General features: G+C 66.6%; 20 protein-coding genes and 1 pseudogene. 12 read left to right on the forward strand and 9 right to left on the reverse strand.

The features are described 5' to 3' along the window. Positions 1-41: 41 nt before the first annotated feature. The gene (locus AB4Y42_RS15535) at positions 42-650 is read right to left on the reverse strand and encodes a cysteine dioxygenase (RefSeq protein WP_368694664.1); all 609 of its coding nucleotides are present in this window, start codon (positions 648-650) and stop codon (positions 42-44) included. A 125-nt stretch (positions 651-775) separates the two neighbouring features. Here AB4Y42_RS15535 and AB4Y42_RS15540 point away from each other — a divergent pair, with 125 nt between their 5' ends. Then, on the forward strand, positions 776-1,237 hold the full coding sequence (locus AB4Y42_RS15540; RefSeq protein WP_028204798.1) for an Lrp/AsnC family transcriptional regulator: 462 nt from the start codon (positions 776-778) through the stop codon (positions 1,235-1,237). 93 nt (positions 1,238-1,330) lie between these two features. Next, positions 1,331-1,525 carry a hypothetical protein gene (locus AB4Y42_RS15545; protein WP_368694665.1) on the forward strand — a complete coding sequence of 65 codons (195 nt, stop codon included), beginning with the start codon at positions 1,331-1,333 and terminating at the stop codon, positions 1,523-1,525. Positions 1,526-1,545: 20 nt separating this feature from the next. On the opposite strand, the gene AB4Y42_RS15550 is transcribed toward AB4Y42_RS15545, so the two are convergent. Together AB4Y42_RS15550 and AB4Y42_RS15555 are read right to left on the reverse strand one after the other, a co-directional pair. Then, complete coding sequence (locus AB4Y42_RS15550; protein WP_368694666.1) at positions 1,546-4,080, reverse strand: FUSC family membrane protein; 2,535 nt, start codon at positions 4,078-4,080, stop codon at positions 1,546-1,548. A gap of 122 nt (positions 4,081-4,202) precedes the next feature. After that, positions 4,203-4,874, reverse strand: coding sequence for a VC0807 family protein (locus AB4Y42_RS15555; RefSeq protein ID WP_368686451.1), 672 nt, complete (start codon positions 4,872-4,874; stop codon positions 4,203-4,205). Between the two features lie 244 nt (positions 4,875-5,118). Between AB4Y42_RS15555 and arfB the strand changes: the two genes are divergently transcribed. Further along, the gene (gene arfB / locus AB4Y42_RS15560; protein ID WP_368694667.1) at positions 5,119-5,523 is read left to right on the forward strand and encodes an alternative ribosome rescue aminoacyl-tRNA hydrolase ArfB; all 405 of its coding nucleotides are present in this window, start codon (positions 5,119-5,121) and stop codon (positions 5,521-5,523) included. Positions 5,524-5,564: 41 nt separating this feature from the next. On the opposite strand, the gene AB4Y42_RS15565 is transcribed toward arfB, so the two are convergent. The 4 genes from AB4Y42_RS15565 to AB4Y42_RS15580 all read right to left on the reverse strand — a co-directional run bounded on the left by AB4Y42_RS15565 (position 5,565) and on the right by AB4Y42_RS15580 (position 8,771). Next, positions 5,565-6,869, reverse strand: coding sequence for an EAL domain-containing protein (locus tag AB4Y42_RS15565; RefSeq protein ID WP_368686449.1), 1,305 nt, complete (start codon positions 6,867-6,869; stop codon positions 5,565-5,567). Between the two features lie 274 nt (positions 6,870-7,143). Continuing rightward, a complete protein-coding gene (locus AB4Y42_RS15570) occupies positions 7,144-7,404 on the reverse strand; it encodes a hypothetical protein (RefSeq protein WP_028212153.1) in 261 nt (86 codons plus the stop codon). Between the two features lie 257 nt (positions 7,405-7,661). Next, entirely contained in the window at positions 7,662-7,889 is a 228-nt protein-coding gene (locus AB4Y42_RS15575) for a hypothetical protein (RefSeq protein WP_342920661.1), read from the reverse strand. Between the two features lie 159 nt (positions 7,890-8,048). Next, entirely contained in the window at positions 8,049-8,771 is a 723-nt protein-coding gene (locus tag AB4Y42_RS15580) for a YdcF family protein (RefSeq protein ID WP_368694668.1), read from the reverse strand. Between the two features lie 286 nt (positions 8,772-9,057). Between AB4Y42_RS15580 and AB4Y42_RS15585 the strand changes: the two genes are divergently transcribed. Beyond that, positions 9,058-9,372 carry a hypothetical protein gene (locus AB4Y42_RS15585; RefSeq protein ID WP_368694669.1) on the forward strand — a complete coding sequence of 105 codons (315 nt, stop codon included), beginning with the start codon at positions 9,058-9,060 and terminating at the stop codon, positions 9,370-9,372. 238 nt (positions 9,373-9,610) lie between these two features. Here the strand turns inward: AB4Y42_RS15585 and AB4Y42_RS15590 are convergent, their stop codons facing one another. Next, positions 9,611-9,889 carry a hypothetical protein gene (locus tag AB4Y42_RS15590; protein ID WP_368686447.1) on the reverse strand — a complete coding sequence of 93 codons (279 nt, stop codon included), beginning with the start codon at positions 9,887-9,889 and terminating at the stop codon, positions 9,611-9,613. Positions 9,890-10,196: 307 nt separating this feature from the next. Further along, positions 10,197-10,583 (reverse strand): annotated as a pseudogene (locus AB4Y42_RS15595) (transposase); the annotation flags it as partial. A gap of 425 nt (positions 10,584-11,008) precedes the next feature. Here AB4Y42_RS15595 and AB4Y42_RS15600 point away from each other — a divergent pair. From AB4Y42_RS15600 to rbfA, 8 genes are all read left to right on the forward strand, one after another. Further along, positions 11,009-11,911 carry a LysR substrate-binding domain-containing protein gene (locus AB4Y42_RS15600; RefSeq protein WP_368686446.1) on the forward strand — a complete coding sequence of 301 codons (903 nt, stop codon included), beginning with the start codon at positions 11,009-11,011 and terminating at the stop codon, positions 11,909-11,911. 96 nt (positions 11,912-12,007) lie between these two features. After that, positions 12,008-13,207: a pyridoxal phosphate-dependent aminotransferase gene (locus AB4Y42_RS15605; protein WP_368694670.1), complete on the forward strand. Its 1,200-nt coding sequence runs from the start codon at positions 12,008-12,010 to the stop codon at positions 13,205-13,207. Positions 13,208-13,546: 339 nt separating this feature from the next. Further along, a complete protein-coding gene (gene scpB / locus AB4Y42_RS15610) occupies positions 13,547-14,539 on the forward strand; it encodes an SMC-Scp complex subunit ScpB (RefSeq protein ID WP_368694671.1) in 993 nt (330 codons plus the stop codon). A gap of 62 nt (positions 14,540-14,601) precedes the next feature. After that, positions 14,602-16,371 carry a 23S rRNA pseudouridine(2605) synthase RluB gene (rluB, locus tag AB4Y42_RS15615; RefSeq protein WP_368686443.1) on the forward strand — a complete coding sequence of 590 codons (1,770 nt, stop codon included), beginning with the start codon at positions 14,602-14,604 and terminating at the stop codon, positions 16,369-16,371. Between the two features lie 501 nt (positions 16,372-16,872). Next, complete coding sequence (gene rimP / locus AB4Y42_RS15620) at positions 16,873-17,331, forward strand: ribosome maturation factor RimP (RefSeq protein WP_028204813.1); 459 nt, start codon at positions 16,873-16,875, stop codon at positions 17,329-17,331. Beyond that, positions 17,328-18,803 carry a transcription termination factor NusA gene (nusA, locus tag AB4Y42_RS15625; RefSeq protein WP_116613786.1) on the forward strand — a complete coding sequence of 492 codons (1,476 nt, stop codon included), beginning with the start codon at positions 17,328-17,330 and terminating at the stop codon, positions 18,801-18,803. Before rimP ends, nusA begins: the two co-directional genes overlap by 4 nt. 155 nt (positions 18,804-18,958) lie before the next feature. Further along, a complete protein-coding gene (gene infB, locus AB4Y42_RS15630) occupies positions 18,959-21,916 on the forward strand; it encodes a translation initiation factor IF-2 (protein WP_368686442.1) in 2,958 nt (985 codons plus the stop codon). Positions 21,917-22,100: 184 nt separating this feature from the next. Further along, entirely contained in the window at positions 22,101-22,466 is a 366-nt protein-coding gene (gene rbfA, locus AB4Y42_RS15635; protein ID WP_042272510.1) for a 30S ribosome-binding factor RbfA, read from the forward strand. The last annotated feature ends 5 nt before the right edge of the window (positions 22,467-22,471 follow it).

The following is a 22,471-nucleotide window of genomic DNA, read 5'->3' on the forward strand; positions in this document are numbered from 1 at the left end:
CAACGCACTATGGCGCCTTCGATGGATATGGGGCAGTCGCGTTAAGACACGAGCGCCGTCTTGCGCACGAGCGGCAGCACGTCGTTGACCTGCGTGCCGATGTCTTCGGCGGCGACGCCGTAGACATGCAGCGAGACGGCCTGCGCGTCGCTGCCGTTCGACAGCCGGTGAATGCCGGTGCGCCCGCGTCCGCCGAACGACACCGCGCCGCTCGCGCGCGGATGCGAGCGAACCACGTCGGCGCCCTGGCGTGCGTCGTCCCACGCGTAGAGCGTTTCGGTCAGCGTGCCGTCGAGCACGGCGTAACCGCACCACGTGTGATGCGCATGGATCGGGCTCGCGTGGCCCGGCTGCCAGACCAGCGCCGCGACCGTGTAGCGGCCGCGGCGGTCGGCCGCGATGACATGACGCCGGTACGTCTCGGCGCTGCCTTCGCGCTGCGCGTGCGTGACGAGCGCCGGGTCGGCGAGCGCACGCGTGAGCGCCGCGCGCATGCCGCGCGCGAAGCGGGCGCAGCGCGACGGGTCGGCGGGCGTCGCGCAGGCATCGAAGGCGGCGTCGAGTGCGGCGGTGAAGCGCGCGACGGCGGCAGCATGCTGCTCCGCGGTGTGGACGGCGCTCAACAGGGCGAGTTCGGCAGGGGCGTTCATGGCGTGTTCTTCTTCCGGTATCTACAAGAAGATTTATAGCCGTTCGCACCGAGAAAGAGTTTTCCTATTCTTTTCCCGTTTGCCCATCGTGTAGAATAAATTTCTACGCTTCGGGGAGTGCGGAAATGGATCTCATCGACAGAAAGCTGGTGGAGCTGCTGCAGCAGGACGCGACCATGCCGGTCGCGGAATTGGCGCAGCGCGTCAATCTTTCGCAAACGCCGTGCTGGAAGCGCGTGCAGCGCCTGAAGGAAACGGGCGTGATCCGCGCGCAGGTCGCGCTGTGCGACCCGCGCAAGCTCGGCGTGGGGACGACGGTGTTCGTCGCCGTGCGCACGAACCAGCACACCGAGGCATGGGCGCAGACCTTCACGCGCGCCGTGCAGGAGATTCCCGAGATCGTCGAGGCGTATCGCATGAGCGGCGAGACCGACTATCTGCTGCGCATCGTGGTCTCCGATATCGACGATTTCGACCGCGTCTACAAGCAGCTCATTCGCGCCGTGCCGCTGTTCGACGTCAGTTCGAGCTTCGCGATGGAGCAGCTCAAATATTCGACGGCCCTACCGGTGCGCAGCGGCACCTAGCGGCACCCGGCGGCCCGCGGCGCAAGCCGTCTGCAAGGCATGGCGGCGTAGAATGCCCGTTCCTGTCATCCAATTCGAGGCTGGGCACGACCGATGAACGAACCGCGCAAGAAGAACCCCACCGTTGGCGTTGCCGTGCTCATCGTCGTGGTGGTGCTGTTCGTGATCGGCACCGTGCTGTTCAACGCGCTGAAGAGCAAGCGCGAGTACGACGAGACCATGGGCGCCGGCGCGGCGCATGCGTCCGCGAGCACGGCCGCCTCGCAAGCCGGCGGCTCGACGCAGTGACGCGCCGGGCCTTCGCCTGCTTATTCCTCCGGTAGCCGGATGATGCTCGCGTCCCGGCGAATCAGCCAGGACGCCGTGATCATCTGCTTGCACTGGTGGGCGAGCAGCTTGAGTTCCTGCGCCAGTTCCGCCGAGGCGCCGAGTGCCCGCTCGGCTTCCACCACCATCGCATCGAGTTCGCGCGTGAGCTGCTTCGTGATGTCGGCCTGATCGGCGGGCGCCGCCGTGCCCGCTTCGGCGGCGACGAGGTTCTCGCGCACGCACGACAGCGCGCGCTCGAGCGCGTCGAGCTTGACCTCCGGCTGGTCGGGCCGCGCCGTGCTGCGCAGGAGCGGGGCGGTGGCCGTGATCTGCGAGGCGAGCACGTGGCTGCGCACGAGCAGGTCGTTGAGCTCGGGCACGAACTTCTGCGCGGCCTTCGGTTCGAGCATCATGCGCTGGAACGCCTGGCCGAGATTCGCGAACGCCACGTGCACGTTCTTGCGCGCGAGCCGGTAGCGGAAGTCGCGCGCGAGCGACGGTGCCGCAGCGGCCGCGCCCGCGGTGGCCTGCGCGGTTTGCGCAGCGGCCTTCGCGCCCACGGCCGACACGGGCGAGCCCGGCGCGCCGGCTGTGGGCGAGTCGTCGAGGGTCGCGGCGGTGGCGACGACGGGTTCCTCGATGACGCTCGCCGCGTTCGCCGAAGCGCTCGCCATCGCACTCACGCTGCCGGGCGGCAGCGGATTCGCCGCGCCACCCGCATCGGTTGCGCGCGTCGCCGCGGGCGCCGCATGGGCGGCCACGCGTGCGCCGGACTCGCTCACCGTGGCTCCCGCGAACGCCGGCTGCGGCGCGCTCGTGCGCCCGCTCCACCACCAGCTCGCCTCGAGATAGCTGCGCGTCGCGGCGATCATGTCGTGCACGAGCTTGCCCATCAGGCGGTATTCCCAGTACGGGAACAGATGGCTCGCGGCGATGGCGATCATGCAGCCTACCACCGTGTCGATCGCGCGCTCGCCGATGATGCGCATGCTGCCCGGCGCGAGCAGATGAAACATCAGGAGCACGTAGGCCGACGTGAACACCACGCTCGCCGTGTAGTTGAAGAGCAGGAGGCTGTAGCTCATCACCATCGCCGCGAACATCGAGACGAGCAGCACGAGCGGCTGCTTCACGAGCAGGATCAACGCAATACTGGCGATACAGCCGATCAGTGTGCCGACGATACGCTGCGCGTTGCGCTGGCGCGTGAGCGAGTAGCCGGGCTTCAGGATGATGATGCTCGTCATCACGATCCAATAGGCGTTGGTGAGCGGCAGAAGCCGCCCGAGCCAGAAGCCGACCGCCACCGCGATCGTCACGCGCAGCGCGTGGCGAAAGCTCGGCGAGGCCATCGTGAGATTCGAGAAGATCTGCAGCCAGGACACGCGGCGGTTCGTCACGAAGCGTGTGAGCGCCTCGTCGATGCGCAGCTCGGTTTCGGTCGTCGGCACTTCGCTTGCGAGGCTGCGGCGCATGCGGTCGATCAGGCGTGTCGCGCTCCAGATGCGCCGGAACGACGCCGAGATCGCCGCATAGGCCTCCGGGTCGGTCGCGGCCAGGTCGCGCTTTTTCAGCAGCTCGAGTTCGTATTCGATGGCGCGCAATTCGGCCTTCACGTTCACGCTCGCGCGCGGTGCCTCGTTTTGCAGCACCGCGAGGCCGATGTCTTCGAGATCGGCGGCGGCCTTGCGGATCAGGTCGCGGTAGAACACGAGCAGGTCGGAGCCGCCGAAGGTGTTGCGCACGAGCGGGTAGTCGGTGTGCGCGCCCACGAACAGCTCGTGCAGATCGACCGTGTTGATGAACAGGTTGAAGTGCATTGCGCGCCGCGCATCGACCTTGCCGGCCCTGAGCTTGGGCAGGTTGCGCAGTACGATGTCGCGCGCCGCGTCCTGGCGCTCCACAGCGGCGATCTGCTTCGCGACGAGGTTGCGATAGCACTCGTCGAGATCGTTGTCGAGGTCGAAGAACTGGGCGCGCGCGAGCAGGTAGTCGGCGCAGGCGAACACGCTTTCGGCGAGCGCCTGCTGCTCGATGCGATCGAGCATGAGCTGGCTGATCAAGGTCGACCACGCCGTGTACCAGAGGCCGCCCAGCAGAATCCACAACGCATTGACGAGCGCGAGGTGCGGCGTGAAATGCTCTTCGAGTGTCATCACCATCATGAAGAGGGTGGCGAAGCTGATCTGCGGCCAGCGGTTGCCGTAGACCACGATCAGCGAGAGCACGAAGGTGAGCGGCACCACGGTGGCCCAGAGCGCGATGGGACTGAAGGTGGCGAGGCCCGTGGCGTAAGCGGAGAGGAACCCGATCACGCTGCACGCGAGCATTTCGTTGCGCTTGTATTTGAGCGGCCCCGGCATGTCGACCACGCAGGCGCCGAGCGCGCCGGTCGAGATGGTGAAGCCCAGCTCGCTCTTGTGAAAGACGAACAGGCACAGGACGGCGGGAAGCGAGATGCCGATCGCGATGCGCAGGCCGCCGTAAAAGTACTGGCTATAGAGGAATTTCCTGATTTCTACGGAGTAGCGCATCGACTGCCGGGGAAGTTCGAGAGCGGACGGTACGCCGCGGACTGTGGCGCTGAGTCTAACGTATTTCGGGCGCGATCTGACCGCCGATGCGTGCGGGACGGGCCGAAGGCGGCGCGGGCGTCTCAGTCCACGCTGAGCGTGCTTGCGTTCGTTGCCGCGGCCGCGTCGCCGAGCAGGCCGTGCGTGCCGTGAATGCGCCGCATGCGCGTGCGATACCAGAAGGTCCAGGCCATCAGGCCGCCGAACACGCCATAACCGATGATCGGCGAGACGACGAGAAACCGCTCGATCGGCCAGGTGGCGGCCAGATAAGTGCGCAGCGCGGAATCGAGACAAAGCCCGAAGCCCCAGATGAACGTGAGCAGCCGCATGGCCGCCGCGAAGCTCGCATTCTCCTTCCAGAGCTGTTCGAGCCGCGCGACGCCCTCGCGGGTCTCGCGCGCGACCGTCGCTCGCGTGAGATAGAACACGAGCGGGCGCTTCGCGAGCAGCGAGATCAGGAACGCGGCGCCGATTGCGCCCGAGGCGAGGCTTTCGCGCATCAACAGCACGCGCGGGCTGCCGCCGAACGCCACGGCGACGAGCGAGAGCACGATGCCGAGCAGAATGACCGCGGAGAGCGCATCCACCCGCCGAAAGCGCACCAGTTCGACGATGCTCCAGGCAAGCGGCGGCGCGGCCGAGGCAATGAGGCCGCCGACCTCGCCCCAGTGCGGCTCGGCGAGACGGTAGGCGACCCAGGGAAGCAGCAGGTTGACCGCCAGTTCGGCAACGAATGCGGGACGCAGCTTCATGGGGTGCGTGCTCCTGAGGGTTCGCCCAAGGGAATGTCGCAAGTATGGTTCATGCGCCGCGCGGCGGCAAACTGGCTGCGCAGCGGGCCGACGGCTGGGCGGCATTGCGCATGCCCGCGGCGCATCGGCTCGCCGCTTGCGCGAGGAGGTGTCACGCGTATGTCATGCCTGTGCCGATTCAGCCGCGCTGTGCGACACTGCCGCGTGTCCGGCCCGATGCGGCCTGCTTTCTTTCTGGTTGCCCATGACCGCACGCGCGCCCATCCCGTTGCAGGAAATCGAACTCGTCGCCGTTCGCGCACAGGGCGCGGGCGGCCAGAACGTGAACAAGGTGTCGAGCGCGATTCATCTGCGCTTCGACATCCGCGCCTCGTCCTTGCCCGAGGTGCTCAAGATGCGCCTGCTCGCGCTCGCCGACCGGCGGATTACGAGCGAGGGCGTGGTCGTGATCAAGTCGCAGGAATACCGCACCCAGGAACAGAACCGCGTGGCCGCGCTTGCGCGCCTCGAGGAGCTGGTCGACAGCGTGAGCGTGACGCGCAAGGCGCGCGTGGCGACGCGCCCTACGCGCGCCTCGAAGCTGCGCCGGCTCGACGGCAAGGCGCGCACCGGTGAGCTGAAGGCGGGGCGCCGGCGCGTCACCGAATAGTTCCCCGGACCGCGCGGCGGATTGCCGGCCTGCGACGCGGCTCAACCCGGCTCGCGCCACGGGCGCTCGCGCGGCCCGTGCTCGGGCGGGAAGTCCGCGCACAGCACGTGCGTCGCGCCGCCGTAGTCGAGCGCGATGGCGGCGGTGTAGCAGAGCTCGCCGTCGTTGAGCGAATAGTGCGGACCCATCACCGCGACCCGGCCGGGCGCGGCGAGCGCGCGCCGGAAATACTCGCGGCGCGACCAGTTGCTGTCCGTGTCGGGATAGAAAGGCGCGAGGCGCGCGGGCGGCCCGACGCCGGGCATGGCGATCGAAGGCTCGTGCTGCTCGCCGTGTTCATCCGCGGTGAATACGCGCTGCGCGTGGCTGCCGTTGTCGCCGAAAATGGCCTCGGCCGCTGCTTCGAGCGTTCCGCCGCCCGTGAGCACGCGCGCGCCGCGCAGCATGGCGTGCGAGAGTGCGCCGAAATTGACCTGCTCGATGATCTCGGTGCTGCGCTGGTAAGCGGCGAAGCGCCGCCACATCGACTGCGCGAGCGCGGGCGCAGCGGCGCCCGCTTGCCGTACCGAAGCTTGCGGCTCGCCGAACCAGAAGCCCTGCACGAGATCGATGTCGGCCCGCATCAGCACCATGAGCTGCAGCTCGGTCTCGACGCCTTCTGCCAGCACCATCGTGCCCGCATGATGCAGGATCGAGACGAGCTCCGAGATGAATGCCACGTGACTCTCGCCGCTGGCCGCGCGCGTGACGAGCGAGCGGTCGAGCTTGACGATGTCGGGCCGGTAGCGCCAGACGCGGTCGAAATTGGAGAAGCCGGCGCCGAAGTCGTCGAGTGCGACGAGGAAGTCACGGCCGCCGGCAGGCGCCCTTTCGTCGACGAACGCGCCGGGCTCGTCGCCGCCGCGCTGCTCGAGCACCTCGATCACCACGCGTTCGTGCGGGAAGCCGAAGTGCCGACACAGCCCGTCGATGGCGGCGTGCGCGGGGTCGGCGGCGCGTGCGCTGCGCGGCAGCGTGTTCAGGAAGATCCAGCCGCTCCCCACGCCTTGCTGGACGAAATTCGCGAGGTGCAGGGCGCAGGCCAGTTCATCGAGCTGCTGCGCCTCGGCGCCTTGCACCGTGGCGAACAGCTCCTCGGGCGCGAGCGCCCGGCCCGACTGGTCGGTGACCCGCAACAGCGCCTCATAGCCGACCACGCGCTGATGCGGGATGGAGAGCACCGGCTGGAATGCGCTGGCGAGCGCGCAACCATGCCATTGCGCGCCCCAGCTGTCGGTATGCGGCTGCAGTTGGGCGAGCAGGCTGGCGGTGGCAGTCGCCTTCGCGTTCGACGGATCGTTCGGCATGGCTCGGGACGCACGGCGGCGCGGGCGGTGCGTGGGCGCCTCTACCGCGCGGGCCGCGCAACTGCCGTCCAAAGCAGGCGCTCGCCCGACGGCGGTCACCGCCAGGGCCTGTCGTCAAGTCTGGGACTATGGGTAAAAACTGCGCGCACTCGCCGTGCCTGGCGCGGCGAGGCATGCCATGCCATGCAAGGCGGGAGGAGGTGATGCCGCGAGAGGGCGCCCGCGTCGGGTGCGAGCGCCTCGCATGCCGCCTGCTGGCGGCCTGGTTTGCCGCTCAGTGCGCCGTGTTGGGCACGTCGAGAATCAGGATGATGGTCCAGTCCGCGTCGCCTTCGTGATGGTATTGACGCTCCGCCACGATGAATGGCTGCTGCTTGCCCGCCGGGCCGAGAAACAGCACGTCGCCTTCCATCGGCAGGCATTCGATGGGGGGCAGCGCGAGATACGCGTCCTGGTTGCCGCCGCGCGGCATCAGTTTTTCGATCTTGCGTGAGGCCGCTTCGGTCCATTCGATGTCGAGCTGGATGTTGCTCATTGCGTTTCTCCGCGCGTGGCGCGCACAAAAGGTTGGGTCTATGCCGACCGCGTCTGCCGACCGGGGCGTTTTTGAGGTGCGCGACTTTAGCATACCGCGCCGGCGCGTCGGCGCGGCGGCGATGCGCGCGGGACCGCAAGCGCAGCGGAGTGGCGCGGCGAAAAAAAGCCGATGGCGGCTAGACCGGCATCGGCTGTTTTCCAGGGAAGGCGCTGCCCGCGTACGCTGGGCAGCGCGCGGCCAGGCTTCGCCCGATCTTACTGGGCAGGGGCCTTCTTGTGATGCGGATGCCCCGACTTGTGATGCGGCATGGGCGCCGGCGCGGGCGCGGCTTCCTGTTGCTGCTGCAGGGCCTGCGCGCGTTGCAGGACGTCGTCGGCCTTGGCCGGATCGGTGCTCATCGTGATGCCGTTATCCGACTGCGCATGCGCAGCGCCCGCCAGTGCGGAAAGTGAAATCAGGACTGCGAGGGACACTTTTTTCATCTCTACCTCCGAAGGAGCGGTTTATGGACCCAGCCGTTACCTGTCCAAGCAGGATGGACATGCCATTCTAACGATCAAATACTCGCGCCAGATGACATCACGTAAGCCGTTCGCACGGGAGTTACATCTCGTTACATCTGATGTCGCCTAACCGTCATACTAGAACCAGCCGATCATCCGATAGACATAAAACTGCGCAACCCCAATCGATTCGTGGAGCGCCGTTTCGGCAGACTTGAGATTCGCGATGCGCGGGAGCAGGCCTCGCTCGACGTGGCGCACGCTGGCAACCGCGGGCAGCGGGTGCATGTCGAAGCGCCGGAAATCGAGCATCGCGCGGCGCATCTGGTACGAGGACGTTACGAGCAGGAGCGTTTCATCGTTCCCGGCCCGGACGATGGGCGCAACGTTGCGCGCGTTCTGATACGTCGTGAGGCTCTGGTTTTCGAGCACGAGATCGGCGCCCGGCACACCGGCGCGCAGCAGGTAGGGCGCGTAGTTGTCGGCCTCGGCGCTCGCATGGTGCTCCGGGTTGCCGCCGCTCACGATCACGCGGCACATGCCGCCCGCGCGCGCGCACTGCGCGTACAGGTCGGCGGCAAGGGCAATGCGTGCGTAGACGTCGCGCGCGGGGACCAGCTGGCCGCCGCGGGATTCGGTGCCGCCGCCCAGCATGATGATGGCAGTACGCGCACCGAAGTGCGCCGGGCCGATTTTCGCCTGATCGTAGGGAGTGCGATACAACTCCGGCTGGGCGATATCGAGCAGCACCCCCGTGAGCCAGCCGGTCGCGAGCAGCCAGAAGACCCCGGCCGCGCAGACCGCGACACGCCAGCGCGCGCTGCGCCACAGCAGGCCGAGCGCAACAAATAGCACAAACAAAACGAATAGAATCAATTTGGATGAGGTAACGTATTGTTTTCGGGAAAATGCGCGTCCAACCGACCTTTGCGCCGCGAGCGTGGCGCGGCGTTGGCCGTGCGGGAAGCGGTGAAGCCGCTTTCACGGGGGCCCGGATAACCTGCAGTCCCTGCCGCTGCACGTCGCACGGATAGGGCGCGTGGGCCCGCCAGGGCACAGACTGCGCCGTTCTCAGGTCCGCATTGCGCCGCAGCCGGTTCGCGCGAGGCTCAATGGTCGCAGGACTGCATTTTAAGAAAGAAGTGAGATGACCACGTATTCCAACGAAGCAGTACTCGAAGCGCTGAGGCGGGTGCAGTATCGGCAGGTCCCGTGGGCGCGTCGTCCTGAAGTGTTCCAGTATTTGCGCGATCTCGGCATGATGGACATCGTCCGGCAACGCACGGTTGCGCCGGCGCCGGGTTTCCATGCGCCGGTCGATATCGCGGTGCTGACCGATCGCGGCCGCGCCGAATTCGCCCGGCTCGCTCGCGACGAGCGCACGATGCAGTGGAGCGCCCATCGCATGGCCGACTACGTCGCCGAGCGCGTGCCCCAATCCGGCCTTGAAGCCAGCCAGTAGCACTCTGTTCTCTTCGTCCCGCCAAAAAAAAGCCCGCATCGAAAGATACGGGCTTACCGGAATTACTGCTGCCACGCTGTGCTTGATGGCGTAAGGGTAGACCGCACACGAAGCGCGGTGGTTCCCCGGGGCAGGGTATATGCTGAGCCGCGACGTACCGGAGGCGCTTGCCGTCCTCCGTCATCGCGGCTCTTTCATCGGTTCCGGCAGTCCCCTCGATGGTGTTTCGCTGGCCGGCTTAGCGGCGCTGCGTTGGTTCCTGCCTCTGCGGCGCGCTGCGGCGGGCATTGTCCGCAATGTCGCCGCGCAGGTCGCCGCGCGGCACGGGCGGTTTGCCCGCGTTCGGGCCAGGCGCTACGGGCGGCATGGCGCGCGCGCCGGTGCGCGAGATCGACCATTTCGGTACGGAGGCATGCGGCGGCTGGGCCGCGGCGCTGAACGACACGAACGAGGCCGTCGGCGCGAAAAGGGCGAGGGCGGACAGCGAAACCATGATGCCCCGGATGTGCAGGTTCATGGATTTCATGGTGGTTCCCCGTCAATCCAGTTTCTTGACGTTAGTGGACATGCTCCTAAACTAACGTCGGGCGCGAAAGCGCGCTGTAAATATTGGTAAAGAGATGTATCGCGCGGTGCCGGTCGCCTGGTTGCGGACGCAGCGAGGTCGATGCAGCCTGCATCATCAGGAGAGGGGCGGCGCTGTCAGTCAATGACCGGAAAGCGGTCTGCAGCGGCCACGCAGTGCGGAAGGGTTGGGAGAAAAACACGCCGGGCGCACGTAGCGCCCGGCGGAAAAGCAGTTCAAGCGTGGCTCAGGCCATCTTGACCGGCGCGCGCCACGATTCCGGATTGGTCCAGAACGCGCCGCGCAGGCGATCACGGCTGGGCGGCGCGGGCGGCTTGGTCGCCGTGGCGCCGATACGGCCGCGCAGCGAAATTTCACGCCCGTTCGTGCTCAGTCGCTTGACGATCTCCGCAAGCGTGCCGTCCGCCTGCCACTCGTCGAAACGACGGCGGCAAGTCGGCGGCGAGGGGTAGCGGCCCGGCAGCTTGGACCAGCCTTCACCCGTCGAAAGCACCCAGAGCACCGCGTTGACCACAGCACGCGCTTCGACGCGAGGCCGTCCGCGCCGCTCGCTCCGTGCCGGTTCAGCACAGAACAACGCCTCGACCAGCGCCCATTCGTTGTCTCTCAAATCGTCGAACAGCATCATGTTTCACCTCAGCGAAGCTATCTCCGGTGCGCTGCCCCGCGCTGCGCACTCTTCATGTACTCCCGGCCGGATGCCGGAGTACCAGGCGGGCCCGGCTGGATCGTCCCGGACTGCATGCTTCCGGGACGTCCATCGAACCTGTGCGTGCCTTAATGCGAAAACCGTGCCAGCACGTACGTTCTCGTCTTGAAGCCGCGTGGCGCCAAGCCCGCGCGGGAGATTGCCAGGGGCGTATAAGACTCGAAAACACTTATCGAGAAAATCGGGAGAATCACCAATCTTGTGCAGGCAAGCCCGTCGGACGTGCGTTTGCGCCGTATTGCTGCATTGCGGCGAACAATGGGCAGCGAGGTTCCTCTACCCGCAACGATGGGTGTCCGGCATAAAATTGCATGAAAATGGACAATTCATGAGGCAAGCGGATGAATGTGACGCTGCGGCAGTTGCGGGTGTTCATCGAGGTCGCCCGGTTGCAGAGCTTTAGCCGGGCCGGGGACGAAATCGGGCTCACGCAGTCGGCGGTGAGCCGCTGTGTGCGCGAGCTCGAAGCCGAGATCGGCGTGAAGCTCGTCGACCGGACCACGCGCGAGGTGCAGCTCACCGATGTCGGCGCGAACCTGATCGCGAGCATTCCGCGCCTGCTGGGCGATCTCGACGACGCCTTGCGCGAGATTCGCGAGATCGGCGAGCAGCGGCGCGGCCGCGTTGTCGTGGCGGCCAGTCCGACGGTCGCGTGCCGCTTGATGCCCCAGGTCGTCGCCGCATGTGGGCGGCAGTTTCCCTACATCACGCTTGGACTGCGCGACGACGTGCAGAGCGACGTCGTGCGCAAGATCCGCTCGGGCGAAGTGGACTTCGGCGTCATCATCGGACCCTTTGCCGCCGAGGATCTCGAAACGCAATGCCTGACCACGGATTCGTTCTGCGTGGTCGTGCGCGGCGATCACGCGCTCGCGTTGAGCCAGGAAGTCTCGTGGAAGGAGCTGGACGGCGAGCGTCTGGTGATGCTGGATTACGCATCGGGCAGCCGTCCGCTCATCGACGCCGTGATGAGCGAGCAGGGCGTACGCGCACGCGTGGTGCAGGAGCTGGGCCATCCGGCCACGGTCTTCGGACTCGTCGAGGCGGGCGTGGGCATCAGCGTGCTGCCCTGGCTCGCGCTACCCGTGCCGGCGGGCGCGCCCTTGCTTGCGCGGCCGCTCGTGCCGCGCGCGGAGCGCACCGTCGAGCTCGTGCGGCGGCGCGACCGCTCGCTTTCGCCAGCCGCCGAAGCGGTCTGGTCGCTGATCCGTCAACTTGCCGGTCAGCCCGAAGCGCAGCACTGAAGCCGCTGTGCTCACGCTTGCAGGCGCCGCCCTCGTCGCGCGGGGCCGCGCGCTACACTCGATGCTTTCCCACATGCTGTGCCACCCGGAACCCCGATGAGCGATTTCGAACCGTCGTCCTCCCTCTCCCTGCCGCGAGAAGCGGTGCGTGCGTTGCGCTCGTCGCAGATCCGCGAAGTGGCGAATGCCGGGTTCGGCGTTGCCGACGTGCTGCCGTTCTGGTTCGGCGAGTCCGACCGCGTGACGCCGCCGTTCATCCGCGAGGCGGCGGCCGAGGCGCTGGGGCGCGGCGACACGTTCTATACCCACAACCTCGGCATCGCGCCGCTGCGCGAAGCGCTCGCGCGCTACGTGAGCGAACTGCACGGCGCGACGTCGGTGGACAACGTGGCGGTCACGAGCGCCGGCGTCAACGCGCTGATGCTGGCGGCACAGCTCGTCGTCGGCGCGGGCGACCGGGTGGTGGCGGTGACCCCGCTGTGGCCGAACCTCGTCGAAATCCCGAAGATCCTCGGCGCCACGGTCGAGACGGTCTCGCTCGGCTACGGCGAGCGCGGCTGGACGCTCGATCTCGACCGGCTGCTGGCGGCGCTCACGCCCGAGACGCGCCTGCTGATGATCAACTCGCCGAACAATCCGACCGGCTGGGTGATGACGCGCGACCAGCAGCGCGCGGTGCTCGAGCATTGCCGGCGCCTCGGCATCTGGATCGTCGCCGACGAGGTCTACGAGCGCCTCTACTACGGCGACGCGGGTGAGCGGACCGCGCCCTCGTTCCTCGATCTTGCGTCGCGCGAAGAGCGTCTGATCTGCGTCAATTCGTTCTCGAAGGCCTGGCTCATGACCGGCTGGCGGCTTGGCTGGATGGTCGTGCCGCGCAGCCTGACTGACGATCTGAGCAAGCTGGTCGAGTACAACACCTCGTGCGCGCCGTCGTTCGTACAGCAGGCCGGCATTGCGGCAGTCGAGCACGGCGAGCCGTTCACGCACGCGCTGGTGGCCGATCTGCGGGCCTCGCGCGACCACCTCGCCGCGGCGCTGGCAAAGTTGCCCGGCGTCGACGTGAAAGTGCCGCACGGCGCGATGTACCTCTTTTTCCGGCTGGCCGGCGCGCAGAACAGCCTCGAGCTGTGCAAGGCGCTGGTGCGCGACGCGGGCCTCGGCCTCGCGCCGGGCAGCGCCTTCGGACCGCAAGGGGAAGGCTTCGTGCGCTGGTGCTATGCCTGCGATCCGGCGCGGCTCGACGCGGGCGTCGAGCGACTCGCGCGCTACCTGGAGACAGTGGGAGCGCGCTGAGGCGGCTCGCGGCGCGCCATGCACCGGCGTGGCGCGAGCGGGCATAAAGCGGTGGCGGGGTCCGGATTAAAATGAGGCCGCTCATGCGGAATGGCGTCTTTACGCACCCAGCGTTTTTGCGTAATATGGCGCTCAGTCAAGCGATTCCCTGCGGGAACTTCGCGGCTCCCTCCGGCTGGGTCTGGCTCTTTGCCTGAATTTCGGCCCCCCGGTGCGTGCTCCCATCAATATGACCGATCAGAATCGGGCGAGCGCGTCTCCAAGTTCCATATCGTCTTTCGTCTGTCTGATCCGGTTCCTTGAACCTGATTTACCTTACTTAGGGTCTGACCTGGCTGCATGAATACCCAAGAGGCGAAAATCGTCCTCGAGACTGCATTGATCTGCACGCAGGAGCCGTTGAAGATCGGCGAACTGCGCAAACTGTTTGCCGACGACATTTCGGCCGACACGGTCCGCAACCTGCTCGAAGACCTGCGGCACGAATGGTCCGGGCGCGGCGTCGAGCTGGTGGGGCTCGCGTCGGGCTGGCGCTTTCAGAGCAAGCCGGCCATGCGGACCTACCTTGACCGGTTGCACCCCGAAAAGCCGCCGCGCTACTCGCGCGCGGTCCTCGAAACGCTCGCGATCATCGCGTACCGGCAGCCGGTCACGCGCGGCGACATCGAGGAAATTCGCGGCGTCACGGTCAACACGCAGGTCGTCAAACAGCTCGAGGACCGTAACTGGATCGAAGTCATCGGTCATCGTGACGTGCCGGGCCGCCCGGCGCTCTATGCAACGACACGGGAGTTTCTCGACGATCTCGGCCTGAAGTCGCTCGACGAATTGCCGCCGCTCGACGATCCGTCGAGCCAGTTCGGCGAGCAACTGCTTGCCCAGCATGCGATCGAGTTTCCCGACAGCGCCGCGGCGCAGCTCGTCGCGGAAGGCCAGCCCGAGGCGGCCGCCGATGTCGCGGGCGCGGAAGATGCGCTGGCACCGGTAGCGCAGGGCGAAGCGTCGGGCGTCGAAACTTCGGGCGATGAGTCGGGCTTCGAAACGCCCGCACAGCCCGAAAGCGCAGCGCACGGGAAGCACGCAACGGAAGAAGCGGAACAAACGCACGAGGCGGCAGGCGCAAACGTTGCATACGCAGCCGCTGCCTCGGGCGAAGTGGTACATGAAGAAACCAGCCTCGCGCAGCACGGGTCAGCCCCCGACGCTCACGCGCAGGATGCCGCGCACGCAGCAGATGCGGCGGGCGAAGAAGAACACGAAGACCGCCGCGACGCGGCGCAGGACGACCCCGTCTCGACGACGGACGACGAAGCCGCACGACGCGGCATCTGAAGCAACAAGCATTTTTGACGCGCCCCGCAAGCGGGCGCGCAACCTGACATTTTGAGGTTGTTTTGACTGATATCCACGACACCGATTCGACCGACGCGTCCGAATCCGCGCGCCGCGCGTCCTCCGCGCGCGACGACGACACGCGTGCTTCGCAGGTCGAAGGCGAAGCACAGGGCGGCGAGGGCGAAGAGCGTCCACGCCGCGGTCTGCGCCGCGGGCCGCGCAGCCTGATTGCGCGCCGCCGCGCGGGCGCGAAGGCAAAAGCGACCGAAGGCGCGGAAGGCGCCGACGTGGCCGCAGCGCCCGCTGACGCGCCGGAAGCGGCGCCTGAGCGGGCTCCCGCCGGGCGCGCACCGCGCAAGGACGCAGGCGCGAAGAAGCCGGGCCGCCGGCAGAACGCGGGCGCCGCCGCTCAGGGTGAGCGTCAGGGCGAACGCCAGCAGGGCGAGCGCCAGCAGGGCGCGGGCAAGCGCCAGAAGGGCCAGGGCCGAGGCGAAGGCCAGCCGGCCGCCGCCGCGGGCGAGTCCACCCAGGACGACCTGTTCCTCTACGTGACGTCGCCGGCGTTCGACGCCGACAACGGCGCCGGTTCGGGCGTGCGCGCACCGATGCTGCGCCGCGGCCGTGCCCAGCAGCCCAAGCGCGTGCTGAGCCCGGACGACGACGCACCGAAGCTGCACAAGGTGCTGGCGGATGCGGGCATGGGCTCGCGCCGCGACATGGAAGAGCTGATCATCGCCGGGCGCGTCTCGGTGAACGGCGAACCCGCGCACATCGGCCAGCGCATTCTGCCGACCGACCAGGTCCGCATCAATGGCAAGCCGATCAAGCGCAAGCTGCAGAACAAGCCGCCGCGCGTGCTGATCTATCACAAGCCGACCGGCGAAATCGTGAGCCATGCCGATCCGGAAGGCCGTCCCTCGGTGTTCGACCGCCTGCCGCCGATGAAAACGGCGAAGTGGCTGGCCGTCGGCCGTCTGGACTTCAACACCGAAGGTCTGCTGATGCTGACCACCTCGGGCGATCTGGCCAACCGTTTCATGCATCCGCGCTACAGCGTGGAGCGCGAATACGCCGTGCGCGTGGTGGGCGAGCTGACCGAGGGGAACCGCCAGAAGCTGCTCAAGGGCGTCGAGCTCGAGGACGGCCCCGCGAGCTTCCTGCGTATCCGCGATGGCGGCGGCGAAGGCACGAACCACTGGTATCACGTCGCGCTGGCCGAAGGCCGCAACCGCGAAGTGCGCCGCATGTTCGAGGCGGCGGGCCTGATGGTGAGCCGCCTGATCCGCACGCGCCACGGCCCGATCGCGCTGCCCAAGGGCCTCAAGCGCGGCCGCTGGGAAGAGCTCGAAGACAACCAGGTGCGCGCGCTGATGGCCGCGGTCGGCCTGAAGGCGCCGAGCGAAGAGAAGGGCGGTCGTGGCGGCAAGGAGCAGGAGCGTCGCCAGCCCGATCCGATGCAGACATCGATGGGCTTCATCAACCGCGAGCCGGTGCTGAGCTCGCACGGTGCGATGGGTCAGCCGCGTCAGGGCCAGGGACGGCGCGGCGCAGCGGGTGGCTTCGGCGGCGGCGCGGGTGCCGGTCACGGCAATTTCGGCGCGGGCTCCGGTTTCGGCGGCCGTGGCGGCAACCGTGCAGGCGGCCGCGAGGTCGACGGCAACCGTGCGCCGGGCGCGCAGGGCAAGCGTGCGGGCGGCAATGCCAGCGGCAATCGCCGCAGCGGTCCCGGCAACGGCGGCGGCAATGCCAACCCCAATGGCAATCGCGCGGGCGGCAACAGCCGTGGCGGCCAGCGCGGCACGCCGCGCAACCGCACTCGCGGCCACTGACGCGCGACGCGCGCGACGTCCGTCTGCGACATGCGGCGGGCGTCGCGGCCATGCAACGGCGGCAATGCGCGCGGTTCGCGCGTAAAACACCGGAAAATCCCCTTGCGAGCCCATAAATAACGGCAAAAGGCGCATTGGGCTTGACCGGTGATTTGCGTTAATGTGCAAAAAAGGCTAGAATCACAAAGTCGCTGGGCGTGCGGCTGTCATCTGGGTAGTAATTCGCGCCCCAGGTGCGACCACCTGGCTAAGTGAGAAGATGGGCGTTTCGCCCATTTTTTTTTGGTTCGCCCCAAATTGGATACCAACAGATGCCGACGTTTCACGTTCGGCATTGTCAATTTGGGGGCCGTCTAACCATCCAGGTCGTTCGTCATCGGGGGGCAGTAGGTGAGAAGCGCGCGCGCTCACCTGGCGCGCGGCCCGCGAATCCCTAGCGAAGCAAGAATTAGAGCGAAGGAAGTTGCTGGCCCGCTGCGCAGAACATCTGGAGTGGGCATTGTGCAACTGACGGAACTGATTGAAACCACGGTCACCGGGCTCGGTTACGAGCTGGTCGACCTCGAGCGCACCGGGCGCGGCATGCTGACCATCTTCATCGATCAGCCCGCGGGGATCGCGATCGAGGACTGCGAGAAGGTCACGCGTCAGCTGCAGCACGTTCTGACGGTCGAGAACATCGACTACGAGCGACTCGAGGTTTCGTCGCCGGGTCTCGACCGTCCGCTGAAGAAACTGGCGGACTTCGAACGCTTCGCAGGCTGCGAAGCGGTAATCACGTTGAAAAAGCCATTGGACGGACGGAAATCGTACCGGGGTATCGTGCATGCTCCCGAAGGCGAATCCATCGGTCTGGAATTCGAAGGGAAGGCGGGTCCTGCGATGCTCGATTTCACGCTCGCGGACATCGACAAAGCACGCCTTGTCCCCAAAGTTGACTTTAGGAGCCGCAAACAATGAGTCGCGAAGTGTTGATGCTGGTGGATGCGCTGGCACGCGAGAAGAATGTCGACAAGGACGTGGTGTTCGCCGCCCTTGAAGCGGCGCTTGCGTCGGCCTCCAAGAAACTCTTCGACGAGGATGCGGATATCCGCGTGCATATCGATCGCGAAAGCGGCGAACACGAAACGTTCCGCCGCTGGCGCGTCGTGCCGGACGAGGCGGGCCTGCAGGAGCCGGACCAGGAAATCCTGCTGTTCGAGGCCCGCGAGCAGGACCCGGAAGCACAGATCGACAGTTTCGTCGAGCAGCCGGTACCTTCGGTCGAGTTCGGCCGTATCGGCGCGCAGGCCGCCAAGCAGGTCATCCTGCAGAAGGTGCGCGACGCCGAGCGCGAGCAGATCCTGAACGACTTCCTCGAGCGCGGCGAAAGCATCATGACCGGCACGGTCAAGCGCATGGACAAGGGCAACTTCATCGTCGAATCCGGCCGTGTGGAAGCGCTGCTGCGCCGCGACCAGCTGATTCCGAAGGAAAACCTGCGCGTGGGCGACCGCGTGCGCGCCTGGATCGGCAAGGTCGACCGCACCGCGCGCGGCCCGCAGATCGAACTCTCGCGCACGGCGCCCGAGTTCCTGATGAAGCTGTTCGAAATGGAAGTGCCCGAAATCGAACAGGGCCTTCTCGAGATCAAGGCGGCGGCGCGCGATCCGGGTGTGCGCGCCAAGATCGGCGTGGTGGCTTACGACAAGCGCATCGATCCGATCGGCACCTGCGTCGGCATCCGCGGTTCGCGCGTGCAGGCCGTGCGCAACGAGCTCGGTGGCGAAAACGTCGACATCGTGCTATGGTCGGAAGATCCCGCCCAGTTCGTGATCGGCGCGCTCGCGCCGGCTGCCGTGCAGTCGATCGTCGTCGACGAGGAAAAGCACTCGATGGACGTCGTGGTCGACGAGAGCGAACTCGCAGTCGCGATCGGCCGTAGTGGCCAGAACGTGCGTCTCGCCAGCGAACTGACCGGCTGGCAAATCAATATCATGACGCCGGATGAATCCGCGCAAAAGCAGAATCAGGAGCGCACGGTGCTGCGCGACCTGTTCATGGCGCGTCTCGACGTGGATGAGGAAGTCGCCGACATCCTGATCGACGAAGGCTTCACGAGCCTCGAAGAGATCGCCTACGTGCCGCTCAACGAAATGCTGGAAATCGAGGCGTTCGACGAGGACACGGTGCACGAGCTGCGCAACCGTGCACGCGACGCGCTGCTCACGCAGGCCATCGCGAACGAGGAGAAGGTGGAAAGCGCCGCCCTGGACCTGAAGAGCCTGGACGGTATCGACCCGGACCTGCTCGCGAAACTGGCGCAGCATGAAGTTCACACCCGCGACGAGCTCGCCGAGCTGGCCGTGGACGAGCTGGTCGAAATGACGGGAATGGAAGAGGACGCCGCCAAGGCGTTGATCATGAAGGCACGTGAGCACTGGTTCCAGTAACCCGCCAACGGGAAACTGCATCAGGGCGCGACGAGCAGGAAGCGACCATGACCCACTGAACTGAACGCGGCGGAGCCTTGCAGAACGCGAGGCACCGAAGGCCGCATGACCCGATGTCAACCGCAAGGAATCGGTCCTTGCATTAAGAGGAATGAATGGCGAGTAACAACGTAGCCCAATTTGCCGCGGAACTGAAAATGCCTGCCGGCGTGCTGCTCGAGCAGCTGCAGGCGGCGGGCGTCACGAAAGCGAGCGAGAGCGATGCTTTGTCGGAGACCGACAAGGCGCGTCTGCTCGATCACTTGCGCAAGTCTCACGGCTCGACTGATGCAGACAAACGCAAGATCACGCTGACGAAACGGCATACGTCGGAGATCAAGCAGTCCGATTCGACGGGTAAGGCACGCACCATTCAGGTCGAGGTGCGCAAGAAGCGCACGTTCGTCCGCCGCGACGAGTCCGCCGGTGAGGCGGATGCATCGAATCATGCAGCCGACGCAGCCGCTGCCGCCGAAGAGGCGGAGCTGCAGCGCCGCGAGGAAGAAGCGCGCCGCGAGGCAGAACTGCTCGAGCGTCAGGCCCAGGAGCTCAAGGAGCGCCAGGAACTGCTCGCGCGTGAAGAGTCGGAGCGCCGTGCGCGCGAAGAGGCCGCCGAGGCCGAGCGCCGCCGTGCCGAAGAAGAAGCTGCCAGGAAGAAGGCATCGGCCGATGCCGCCGCTCGCGAGCTGGCCGCTCAGGCCGTGGCTGCGCAGCGCAATGCCGAAGCGGAAGCGAAAGAAGTGAAGCAAGTGCAGGACCAGCAGGAAGAACAGCGCGCCGCAGCCGAGCGCGCCGCGCAGCGCGAAGCGGCCCAGAAGGCCGAAGCCGCCGCACGCGAAGCCGCCGATAAGGCGCAGAAGGAACAGGACGAGATCGCCCGCCGCCGTGCGGCTGCCGAAGCCGAAGCGCGCGCGATCCGCGAAATGATGAACACGCCGCGCAAGGCGCAAGTGAAGGCGCCCGAGCCGCCCAAGCCGGTCGAGCCGCCCAAGCCCGCCGAAGCCAAGGGCACGCTGCACAAGCCGGCCCGTCCGGAAGGTGCGCCGGCGCGTCCGGCAGCCGGTGCAGGCGCCGCGGCGAAGAAGCCGGCCACGACGGCCGCGCCTTCGACGAGCGCGCCGGGTGCCGGCGCGGGCGACCGCAACAAGAAGCCGGGCGCAGGCAAGGGCGGCTGGCAGGACGACGCGGCCAAGCGCCGCGGCATCAAGACGCGCGGCGACTCGTCGGGCGGCGTGGACCGCGGCTGGCGCGGCGGCCCGAAGGGCCGTGGCCGTCACCAGGACGCTTCGACGTTCCAGGCGCCGACCGAGCCGATCGTGCGTGAAGTGCACGTGCCGGAAACCATCACGGTGGCCGACCTCGCGCACAAGATGTCCGTGAAGGCATCGGAAGTCATCAAGGCGATGATGAAGATGGGCCAGATGGTCACCATCAACCAGATGCTCGACCAGGAAACGGCGATGATCATCGTCGAGGAACTCGGCCACCGTGCGGTTGCCGCGAAGCTCGACGATCCGGAAGCGCTGCTGGTCGAAGGTCAGGGCACGGCTACGGACGCCGAGCAACTGCCGCGTCCGCCGGTCGTCACGGTCATGGGTCACGTCGACCACGGCAAGACCTCGCTGCTCGACTACATCCGCCGCGCCAAGGTCGCAGCGGGCGAAGCGGGCGGCATTACGCAGCACATCGGCGCTTACCACGTCGAAACGCCGCGTGGCGTCATCACGTTCCTCGACACGCCGGGTCACGAGGCCTTCACGGCCATGCGTGCCCGCGGTGCGAAGGCAACCGACATCGTCATTCTGGTGGTCGCAGCCGACGACGGCGTGATGCCGCAAACCAAGGAAGCGATCTCGCACGCCAAGGCTGCGGGTGTGCCGCTCGTCGTGGCGATCAACAAGATCGACAAGCCCGATGCGAACCCCGAGCGCGTGAAGCAGGAACTCGTGGCCGAAGGCGTCGTGCCGGAAGAGTACGGCGGCGACTCGCCGTTCGTGCCGGTGTCGGCGAAGACCGGCGCGGGCATCGACGACCTGCTCGAAAACGTGCTGCTGCAAGCCGAAGTGCTGGAACTGAAGGCACCGGTCGAAGCACCGGCCAAGGGTCTCGTCATCGAAGCGAAGCTCGACAAGGGTAAGGGTCCGGTTGCAACGATCCTTGTCCAGTCCGGTACGCTGAACCGTGGCGATGTGGTGCTGGCTGGCAGCGCTTATGGCCGCGTGCGCGCCATGCTCGACGAAACCGGCAAGCCCACGAAGGAAGCGGGCCCGTCGATTCCGGTCGAGATCCAGGGTCTGTCGGAAGTGCCGGGCGCGGGCGAAGAAGTCATCGTCCTGCCGGACGAGCGCAAGGCGCGCGAAATCGCGATGTTCCGTCAAGGCAAGTTCCGCGACGTCAAGCTTGCGAAGCAGCAGGCCGCGAAGCTCGAAAACATGCTCGAGCAAATGGGCGAAGGCGAAGTGCAGAACCTGCCGCTCATCGTCAAGGCCGACGTGCAGGGCTCGCAGGAAGCGCTGGTTCACGCGCTCCTCAAGCTCTCGACGAGCGAAGTGCGTGTGCAGATCGTGCACGCCGCGGTGGGTGGCATCAGCGAAAGCGACGTCAACCTGGCAACGGCTTCGAAGGCGGTCATCATCGGCTTCAACACGCGTGCCGATGCACTGGCGCGCAAGCTGGCCGAAACGAACGGCGTGGACATCCGCTACTACAACATCATCTATGACGCAGTGGATGAGGTGAAGGCGGCGATGTCGGGCATGCTGGCGCCGGAGAAGCGCGAAGTCGTGACCGGTATGGTCGAAGTGCGCGCGGTCTTCAAGGTGCCGAAGGTCGGTGCGGTGGCGGGCTGTATGGTCACGGACGGTATCGTCAAGCGTTCGTCGTCGGTGCGCGTGCTGCGCAACAACGTGGTCATCCACACCGGCGAACTCGACTCGCTCAAGCGCTTCAAGGACGACGTCAAGGAAGTCAAGCAAGGCTTCGAGTGCGGTATGTCGATCAAGAACTTCAACGACATCGTCGAAGGCGACCAGTTCGAAGTGTTCGAGATCACCGAAGTCGCGCGTACGCTGTAATACAGCGGCGCCCGCGGGCAGACCTTCGGGTCGCCCGCCTGACCGCGGGTTTGCCGCGGGTTTGCCGATAACGGGCGGGGCGGGCGCTGGCCAGCTCCGCCCGTTTTGTTTTTTGCGCGGCCGTGTGCGCCTTCATGGACGCAACGCCGCCTGAATGCCTCGCAGATTAAGAGGTGGAACCATCATGCCGAAAAAACGTACTTCCCCGAATCGCAACGTGCAGATCGCGGATCAGATCCAGCGCGATCTGTCTGAGCTGATGCGCGAAGTGAAGGACCCCCGAATCGGGCTCGTGACGATCCAGAGCGTGGAGCTCACGCCCGACTACGCGCACGCCAAGGTCTACTTCACGACCCTCACGGGCGACCCGAAGACCACGCAGGAAGCGCTCAATCACGCCGCAGGCCATCTGCACAACCAGCTCTTCAAGCGCCTGCACATTCACACGGTGCCGACGCTGCATTTCCACTATGACCAGTCGGTCGAGAAAGGTGTCGAGATGTCGCGCCTGATCGACGAAGCGAACGCCACGCGCGCGAAGGACGACTGACGCGG

It is taken from the genome of Paraburkholderia sp. EG286B (genome assembly GCF_040965655.1).
In the GTDB taxonomy this organism is placed as follows: Bacteria; Pseudomonadota; Gammaproteobacteria; order Burkholderiales; family Burkholderiaceae; genus Paraburkholderia.

What these genes read in the sequence shown, in the direction of transcription:
- AB4Y42_RS15535 (WP_368694664.1), bottom strand. Translation starts at nt 650, where the DNA reads ATGAACGCCCCTGCCGAACTCGCCCTGTTGAGCGCCGTCCACACCGCG.
- AB4Y42_RS15540 (WP_028204798.1), top strand. Translation starts at nt 776, where the DNA reads ATGGATCTCATCGACAGAAAGCTGGTGGAGCTGCTGCAGCAGGACGCG.
- AB4Y42_RS15545 (WP_368694665.1), top strand. Translation starts at nt 1,331, where the DNA reads ATGAACGAACCGCGCAAGAAGAACCCCACCGTTGGCGTTGCCGTGCTC.
- AB4Y42_RS15550 (WP_368694666.1), bottom strand. Translation starts at nt 4,080, where the DNA reads ATGCGCTACTCCGTAGAAATCAGGAAATTCCTCTATAGCCAGTACTTT.
- AB4Y42_RS15555 (WP_368686451.1), bottom strand. Translation starts at nt 4,874, where the DNA reads ATGAAGCTGCGTCCCGCATTCGTTGCCGAACTGGCGGTCAACCTGCTG.
- arfB (WP_368694667.1), top strand. Translation starts at nt 5,119, where the DNA reads ATGACCGCACGCGCGCCCATCCCGTTGCAGGAAATCGAACTCGTCGCC.
- AB4Y42_RS15565 (WP_368686449.1), bottom strand. Translation starts at nt 6,869, where the DNA reads ATGCCGAACGATCCGTCGAACGCGAAGGCGACTGCCACCGCCAGCCTG.
- AB4Y42_RS15570 (WP_028212153.1), bottom strand. Translation starts at nt 7,404, where the DNA reads ATGAGCAACATCCAGCTCGACATCGAATGGACCGAAGCGGCCTCACGC.
- AB4Y42_RS15575 (WP_342920661.1), bottom strand. Translation starts at nt 7,889, where the DNA reads ATGAAAAAAGTGTCCCTCGCAGTCCTGATTTCACTTTCCGCACTGGCG.
- AB4Y42_RS15585 (WP_368694669.1), top strand. Translation starts at nt 9,058, where the DNA reads ATGACCACGTATTCCAACGAAGCAGTACTCGAAGCGCTGAGGCGGGTG.
- AB4Y42_RS15590 (WP_368686447.1), bottom strand. Translation starts at nt 9,889, where the DNA reads ATGAACCTGCACATCCGGGGCATCATGGTTTCGCTGTCCGCCCTCGCC.
- AB4Y42_RS15600 (WP_368686446.1), top strand. Translation starts at nt 11,009, where the DNA reads ATGAATGTGACGCTGCGGCAGTTGCGGGTGTTCATCGAGGTCGCCCGG.
- AB4Y42_RS15605 (WP_368694670.1), top strand. Translation starts at nt 12,008, where the DNA reads ATGAGCGATTTCGAACCGTCGTCCTCCCTCTCCCTGCCGCGAGAAGCG.
- scpB (WP_368694671.1), top strand. Translation starts at nt 13,547, where the DNA reads ATGAATACCCAAGAGGCGAAAATCGTCCTCGAGACTGCATTGATCTGC.
- nusA (WP_116613786.1), top strand. Translation starts at nt 17,328, where the DNA reads ATGAGTCGCGAAGTGTTGATGCTGGTGGATGCGCTGGCACGCGAGAAG.
- infB (WP_368686442.1), top strand. Translation starts at nt 18,959, where the DNA reads ATGGCGAGTAACAACGTAGCCCAATTTGCCGCGGAACTGAAAATGCCT.
- rbfA (WP_042272510.1), top strand. Translation starts at nt 22,101, where the DNA reads ATGCCGAAAAAACGTACTTCCCCGAATCGCAACGTGCAGATCGCGGAT.